Source organism: Bradyrhizobium sp. PRIMUS42 (genome assembly GCF_023006515.1).
Classification (GTDB): Bacteria; Pseudomonadota; Alphaproteobacteria; order Rhizobiales; family Xanthobacteraceae; genus Bradyrhizobium.
The window spans coordinates 1-7676 of sequence record NZ_JALBGZ010000273.1 but is presented as its reverse complement, the minus strand read 5'-3'; the positions used below and the strand labels follow the sequence as shown (position 1 = coordinate 7676).

6 protein-coding genes are annotated in these 7676 nt (G+C 65.0%); 2 read left to right on the top strand and 4 right to left on the bottom strand.

Annotated features, from left to right (window positions below; all coding sequences use genetic code 11):
- Together MOV75_RS20245 and MOV75_RS20240 are read left to right on the top strand one after the other, a co-directional pair.
- The coding region (locus MOV75_RS20245; protein ID WP_247006467.1) for a triphosphoribosyl-dephospho-CoA synthase at positions 1-307 on the top strand (307 nt) is incomplete at its 5' end.
- Positions 301-1221 carry an acyltransferase domain-containing protein gene (locus MOV75_RS20240; RefSeq protein WP_247006465.1) on the top strand — a complete coding sequence of 307 codons (921 nt, stop codon included), beginning with the start codon at positions 301-303 and terminating at the stop codon, positions 1219-1221. The genes MOV75_RS20245 and MOV75_RS20240, both read left to right, overlap by 7 nt.
- A gap of 51 nt (positions 1222-1272) precedes the next feature.
- Here MOV75_RS20240 and MOV75_RS20235 read toward each other — a convergent pair whose 3' ends face one another.
- From MOV75_RS20235 to MOV75_RS20220, 4 genes are all read right to left on the bottom strand, one after another.
- The gene (locus MOV75_RS20235; protein WP_247006469.1) at positions 1273-1983 is read right to left on the bottom strand and encodes a response regulator; all 711 of its coding nucleotides are present in this window, start codon (positions 1981-1983) and stop codon (positions 1273-1275) included.
- Positions 1984-2072: 89 nt separating this feature from the next.
- Positions 2073-5129, bottom strand: a complete 3057-nt coding sequence (locus tag MOV75_RS20230) for an efflux RND transporter permease subunit (protein ID WP_247006464.1) — start codon at positions 5127-5129, stop codon at positions 2073-2075.
- Between the two features lie 27 nt (positions 5130-5156).
- Positions 5157-6272 (bottom strand): efflux RND transporter periplasmic adaptor subunit, encoded by a 1116-nt coding sequence (locus MOV75_RS20225; RefSeq protein WP_247006463.1) that lies wholly within the window; start codon positions 6270-6272, stop codon positions 5157-5159.
- Positions 6269-7676: efflux transporter outer membrane subunit (locus MOV75_RS20220; RefSeq protein ID WP_247006462.1), on the bottom strand; the 1408-nt coding region annotated here is incomplete at its 5' end. The genes MOV75_RS20220 and MOV75_RS20225, both read right to left, overlap by 4 nt.

The window sequence follows — 7676 nt, the reverse complement described above, 5'->3', positions numbered from 1 at the left end:
CGCGCTGCATGCGGCGCGCCAGCTTGCGCCCCACGACGAGGAAGCCGTTCGCGTGCAGACCTGCATGAAGTTGATCGCTGACGTCACCGACACCAATCTCCTGCATCGGGGCGGCGCGGAGGGATTGCGCTTCGCGCAAGCCAGCGCCTCTGCCTTCCTTGCCGCCGGCGGCGTCGGATCGCCGGGATGGCGCGGGCGTGCGGCCGAGATTCATCAGGCCTTCGTGGTCCACAATCTCAGTCCTGGCGGCTCCGCCGACCTGCTGGCGATGGCCCTGTTCGTCGATCGGATAGAACCACGATGCTAGCACTGCTCTGCGGCGGACAAGGGACGCTCTCGGACAAGATCTTCGATCTTGTCGCGGACCAGCCCGCAGCGGAGTCGATTTTCACCGCGGCGACCTCTCTTCTCGGCGAAGATCCGCGGGACTTCGTCAGGACGCGGGACGCGGACGAATTGTCCGCCAACCATGCCAGCCAGATCCTGACCGTCACATCGGCGCTTGCGATCCACGCCTGCATCGCCGACCTGTTGACTGAAGCGACCGCCGTCACCGGCTACAGCGTCGGCGAGATGGCGGCCTGGAGCCTTGCGGGAATATGGACCGCCGACGAGACCTTGCGACTGACCGATGTTCGCGCACGGCTGATGGACGGCGTGGCCGAACCGGATGGACGGCTCGGCTATGTCCGCGGGCTCGATCGGACCACGCTCGAAGAGCTGCTCGAGAAGCATCGCTGCGAGATCGCGATCAGGAATCCCGACCTTCTTTTCGTGGTCGGCGGCACGGAGCAGGATGTCGTCAATCTCTTGCAAGAGGCGTCGACGCTGGGCGCCGCACGCGCCGGTATTCTCGCCGTCAAGATCGCCTCGCATACGTCACGGCTGCAACAGGCCTGTGAGCCTCTGAAACAGGCGCTGGAGGCGAGCCGCCATGCGTCTGTCGCGCATCAGCGGATCCTCCTCGCCGGAGATGGCGGTGAACGCATCTTCTCCGTGTCCGATGCGATGGCAAAGCTCGCCTGCCAGGTCGCACGCCCGATCGACTGGGCCGCGACGCTTGAGGCTCTTGCGGAGCAAGGCGTCGACCGCGTGCTGGACCTCGGTCCAGGTCACGCGCTTGCCGAGATGATGCAGGGCTTCCTGCCATCGATCCGCTGCTACGCTGCCGACGGGTTCCGTACGGCCGACGGGCTGCGTAACTGGATTGCCTCGGACTAGCCGGACAGCCGATCTCCACCGTGACCAGGGAAGGCGGACTTGCCGACCAGGTCACGCATCATTCACCTTGGGCACAAAAACGTAGCCGCCTGCCCGCACTGTCCGGATCATCGAGACGCCCTCGACGCGATCAAGCTTGCCGCGCAGCCGGCTGACGAGCACATCGACGCTGCGCTGGAACGGGCCGCCCAGACGTCCGGTCATGCCCAGGAGGTTTTCCCGGCTCAGGACCCGGCCATGGCGTTCACAAAGCACCTGGAGAAGCTCGAACTCGGCGCTCGTGAGCGCAATTTTCGCTCCGCCGGGATCACGCAGCTCGCGCAGCCGCAAGTCGATCAGCCAGCCGTCGAACGTCAACCGCTTTGTGGTGCCTCCTGACGATCCCACCGTGGCCGTTGGCCGGCGTCTTAGGACCGCATTGATGCGCGCAACCAGCTCGCGCGGATTGAATGGCTTGACGATGTAGTCATCAGCTCCCATTTCGAGGCCGACGATCCGGTCGATCTCGTCGCTCTTAGCGGTGAGGAAGATGATCGGTGTCGGATGAACGACACGCAGACGCCGGCACAGACTGAGACCATCCTCTCCCGGCAGCGTGATATCGAGCACGATCAGGTCGACGCGGTTCTGCGTCATATGGCGATCCATCGCGCGGCCATCCGGCACCAGATCGACCGAGAAGGAATGCCCGCGCAAATAACGCGCGATCAAGCTCCCTGTCTCCTGGTCGTCTTCCACGATGAGGATGCTCGGGGTGGTCATCGGCTTGCCGTTTGTCCTGTCATTGGAAAGCGCGCCGATCACCCGTGCACCAGACCATCGCAGCGCCGCCCGGCGCCTGAGCTGCAAGCTCAGCTCAACTCCCCGGCGGCACTGGTGACGCCGCGGTGGGCAATCAGGGCGTAGGCGACCGGCACCACGAACAGCGTGAACAGCGTCCCGATCGACAAGCCGGTAGCGATCACGAGTCCCATATTGTAGCGGGACACCGCGCCCGCGCCGCTCGCCGTGACCAGTGGCAGGACGCCGAGCACCATCGCCGCCGTCGTCATCAGAATCGGCCGAAGCCTGATCGTTGCCGCCTCGATGATGGCCTCGCTGCGGTTCTTTCCCTCCGCGCGCAGCTCGTTCGCCACCTCCACCATCAGGATGCCATGCTTGCTGACGAGCCCCATCAGCGTGACGAGACCGACCTGGGTGTAGATGTTGATGCTGGCGCCACCGAGGCCGACGCTGATGAAGATCAGCGCGCCGGCGAGCGACATCGGCACCGAGATCAGGATGATGACGGGATCCATGAAGCTGTTGAAGAGAGCGGCGAGCGCAAGATAGATGATGATCAGCGCGAACAGGAACGTGGCGATGAAGCCGCCGGACTCCAGCTCCAGCTGACGGGAGGCGCCGGCGAAGTCGACCGAGTAGCCGGCCGGAAGGGATTTCGCGAGGCTCTTCAAGGTCGCCAGCGCGTCGCCCATCGCCACCCCCGGCATGGCGACGCCGGAAATTGTCGCGGCGTTGATCTGCTGGAAATGGTTGAGCGTCTGCGGAACGGCCTTGTTGTCGAGGTGGGCAACAGTTGCCAGCGGCACCATCGTGTTGTTGCTGGTGCGGATCTGGTAGCTCAGCAATTGCTCGGTCGTGAGGCGGTCGTTCTGCCGGACCTGCGGGATCACCTTGTAGGAGCGGCCGTCCAGGCTGAAATACTCCACGTAGTTGCCGCCCAGCATGGTGGCCAGCGCGCCGCCGAGATCGCTCATCTTCAATCCGAGATCGCCGGCCTTGTCGCGATCGAACACCACGGTGCTCTTCGGCTTGTCAACCTTGAGGTCGTTGTCCAGGAAGATGAACTGTCCGGTCTTGAGCGCCTCGGCCATGAAGTTGCGGGCGACCTCGTCCAGCTCGTTGAACGAGCCCGTCGTGCCGATCACGAACTGGATCGGTAGACCGTTGCTGCCCGGCAGCGGCGACGGCTGGAAGGCCACCGAGCGCGTGCCAGCAATGTCGTTGAGCAAGTTCTGCAATTCCGGCTGCAGAGTCTTGGTCGTCGCGGTCCGCTTGTCCCAAGGCTTGAGCACCCAGCCGCCGATCGCCTGCGAGGGCGTGTCGATCTGGAAGACCACCGCGGTCTCGGGCCGCTTGGCGATGAGATCGTAGAGCTGCTGACCATAGAACTGGCGTTGCTCGGCCGTTGCCGAAGGCGCCGAATTGGTCAGCGTCAGCACCACGCCCTGATCCTCGTCGGGCGCGAGCTCGCTCTGGGAATTCACATACAGCCAGGGAATGCCCGCGAGCAGCAACAGCGCGAACACCACCACCACGGATTTGGTTTCGAAGACGGATTCGAGCCCGCGGCGATAGGCGGCGGTCAGCCGCTCCAGCGTATGGTCGATCCGGCGTACCAGGCGCGCTTCCCAATTCGTGGCATCCCGCTCCGTCCGTCGCAGCAGCCAGGCGCAGTTCATCGGCGACAGTGTCAGTGCAATGACTGCCGACACCGTCACGGCGCCAGCGAGCGTAAAGGCGAATTCCGTGAACAGCGCGCCGGTGAGGCCGCCCTGGAAGCCGACGGGCACGTACACGGCGATCAGGACCACGGTCATCGCAAGGATGGGGCTGGCGAGCGCGCGCGCCGACTGGATCGCGGCTTCGATCGGCGTCTCCCCCTGGTCGATCAGGCGATGCACGCTTTCGACCACGATGATGGCATCGTCGACGACAAGCCCGATCGCGAGCACGAGCGCCAGCAGCGTCAGCAGGTTGATCGAAAAGCCCATCAGCAACATCAGGGCGAAGGTGCCGATCAGCGACAGCGGGATCGCGATCACAGGAATCAGGACCGACCGCCACGAGCCGAGGAAGAGGAAGACGACGATCGTCACGATGAGGACCGCCTCGACCAGGGAGTGGACGACCTCGTCGATCGAGCTGTTCACGAACGCGGTCGAATCGTAGAGAATTTCGCTGACGATGCCGTTCGGCAGGTTCGCGTTGATGTCCGGAAGGGCCGCCTTCACCCCCTTGATGACGTCGAGCAGGTTGGCGGTCGGCGCGACCTGGATGCCGAGATAGACGGCGGTCTTGCCGTTGAACTTGGCCGAGCTGTCGTAGTCGTCGTTGCCGAGCGTCACGTTCGCGACGTCCTTCAGGCGGATGATGGCGCCATTGACCTGCTTGACGACGAGGTTGCGGTACTGCTCCAGCGAATGAAGGTTGGTCGTGGCCGAAAGGTCGACCTGCACCAGCCGTCCCCGCGTCGCACCGAGCCCGGCGATGTAGTCGTTGCCTGACAGCGCGGTGGAGACATCGGTGGCCGTCAACCCGTAGCCGGCGAGCTTGTCGGCGTCGAGCCAGGCACGCAACGCGAACTTCTTGCCGCCGAGCAGCTCCGCGGTCTGCACGCCCGCCACGGACTGCAAACGCGGCTGCACGACGCGCGCGAGGTAGTCGGTGATCTGGTTGGGGGCCAGCACGTCGCTGGCAAAGCCGATATACATCGCGTCGATGGTCTGGCCGACCTTGAGCGCCAGCGTCGGCTGCTGGGAGCCGGTCGGAAGCTGGTTGAGGACGGAATTGACCTTGGCATTGATCTCCGTCATCGCCTTGCCGGAATCGTAGTTCAGCCGCAAGTTCACCGTGATGGTGCTGGTGCCGGTGATGCTGCTGGAATTCATGTAATCGATGCCGTTCGCCTGGGCGATGGCGTTCTCCAGCGGCGTCGTGATGAAGCCGGCGATGATATCGGAATCCGCGCCGGCATAGGCCGTCGTCACCGTGACGATGGCGTTCTGGGTCCGCGGATATTGCAGGATCGACAGCGAGGTCATCGACCGCAATCCGAGGACCAGGATCAGCGCGCTGACCACGATAGCCAGCACCGGGCGGCGGATGAAGATGTCCGTGAAACGCATCGTATCGGCTCTCGGCTGGCGCGTCGTTTACTGGTCGACGACGGTCGGCGCCGCCTCGGCCAGCGGCACGTGGGAATTGTCGATCTTGACCGGACTGCCGTTGCGAAGCTTGATCTGGCCCGCGATCACCACGCTCTCGCCGGCCTTGATCCCGTCGGTGACGGCGATGCGGTCGCCCTTTGCCGGCCGGGTCTTGACGAAGATCTGCCGCGCCGCGCCCTGCCCGTCGTGAAGATTGTCGACGACATAGACGAGGTCGCCGTAGGCATTGTTGACGATCGCGGTGAGCGGGACGGTGACGATGTCTTCGGCCTTGCCGATGTCGATCTCGGCCCTGGCGAACATGCCGGGCAGCAATCGCGCGGGGTTGTTTGCGATCGTCGCGCGGACCTGAATGTTGCGGCTGCCGCTGTCGACCTTGGCATTGATCGCCGAGACACGACCGGCAAAACGTTCGCCGGGAAAGGCATCGACCGTCGCGGTGACGTCCTGCCCGATGCTGACCGAGGCCAGCGCCTGCTGCGGCAGATAGAAGTCGACGTAGATCGGATCGAGGCTCTGAAGGGTGACGATGGTGGTGCCCGCACTCAGGAACTGGCCGATGTCGACGGCGCGGATGCCGAGCCTGCCGGCGAACGGCGCCTTGAGCGTCTTCTGCTCGACGATCGCCTTCTGCTGCTCGACCAGGGCCCTGGCGTTCTTCAGATTGGCCCTGTCGCTGTCGAGTGTGGCCTGGCTGACCGCGTTGAACTTGATCTGCTCCTCGTCGCGCTTGAGCACGATCGCGTAGTTCTCGGCGGTCGCCTGGAGCGACTCCAGTTTGGCGACGTCGTCGGTCGCCACGAGCCGGAGCAAGGGCTGCCCCTCGGCCACCTCGTCGCCAGAGGAGAACTGGATGCGCTGCACGATCCCAGAAGCCTGGAGCGCGAGATCGGCGCCGTTCACGGCGCGCAGCGAGCCGACCGACGAGAGCGTCGATCGCCACGGCGCGGTGGCTGCAACCATGGTGGAGACGGTCTGCGGCGGATTCGCCATGGCGCCGATCGCCTTCCGGATCATCATGTCCTTGAAGGTCTGGAAGCCGTAGAGGCCACCGAACAGAACGGCCATCACGGCCAGCATGATCGTCATGCGCCTGGTCATCGCGCAGCTTCCTGGGTTGAGCGGTTGGGGCCGGCGAAATAGCCGGGATTGACGCGGGGCGAGGCAGCGGCGGTCAGATCGGCCCTGTTCCACCAGCCGCCGCCGAGCGCCTGGAACAGCGCCGCGGTGTCCGAGAAGCGCGCGGCCTGCGCCTTGATGCGCGCGATACGCGCGTTGAGATAGGATTGCTGGGCGGTGATGACGTTGGCATAGGGCACCGCACCGGTCTTGAACTGCTCGATCGACATGGACAGGCTGTCGGATGCGGCCTTCTCGGCTTCCGCCTGCGCCTTCAGCGTCGCCGCGTCGTACTGAATCGCCCGCAGCGAATCGGCGACGTTCTGGAACGCCGACAGCACCGTGCTCTTGTAGGCCGCCATGTCCTGCTCGAAGAGCGCAACGTCGGCCTCCTTGGTGTGATAGAGCGTGCCGCCGTCGATCAGCTTCTGCGTGATGCCGGACGTCGCATCCCAGGCGATCGTGCCTGGCGAAAACAGCTTGCCCGCCCCGCTGGCGCCGTAGCTGCCCGACAGCGTGACCTGCGGCAGGAGATTCGCGACGCCGACCCCGACGGTCGCAGTGGCCTGATGCAGCGTCGCTTCGGCCTGGCGGATGTCCGGTCGCTGCCGCACCAGCTCCGAGGGCAACGACACCGGCAGGCGTCCAGGCAGTCGCAGCTCAGCGAGGGTCACATGCTCGCCGCGATCCTCGCTCGGCAGCCGCCCGAGATAGGCCATCAGTTGATTGCGCTGCTGCGCCAATTGTTTCTGGAGCGGAGGCAGCGTCGCCTTGGCCTGCGCGAGGGTCGATTCCTGCGCCAGCACGTCCGACCTGGAGACGGCGCCGATCTCGAACTGGTGCTGGATGCGCGCGAGCTGATCCGTCTCGGCCTTGACGATGTCCTCGGTCGCGGAAATCTGGTCGCGCAGCGAGGCGTCGGTGATCGCGGCGGTGATGACGTTGGCGGTCAGCGCCAGATAAGTCGCCTCCAGCTTGAACGCCTGGTAGTCCGCCTGAGCCTCGAGCGCCTCGACCTGGCGGCGCGTGCCGCCCCAGAGATCGAGCGCATAGGACACGCTGACGGAGGTGTTGAAGAGCTTGTATTGCGGCCCCTGCTCGCGCGCCGCCGATCCGCTTCCGCTCACCTGCGGAAACAAGGCTCCCTGCTCGGCGAGCGCGTTCTCGCGGGCGGCTCGCAGTGCGAATTCGGCGGACTGGACGTCCGGATGGTTGCGAACCGCCTCATCGACGAATCCCGTGAGCTTGCGCGAGCGGAAGAGTGTCCACCAAACGCCCGAGACATCGCTTCCGGGCGCGAAGGCCTGCGACGTGCCGCCCGGCGTGCTGGTGCTTCCGGTCGAGGCAAGCTGAGGCTCGCGCGTGTAGCGACTGGCGGCCGGAGCG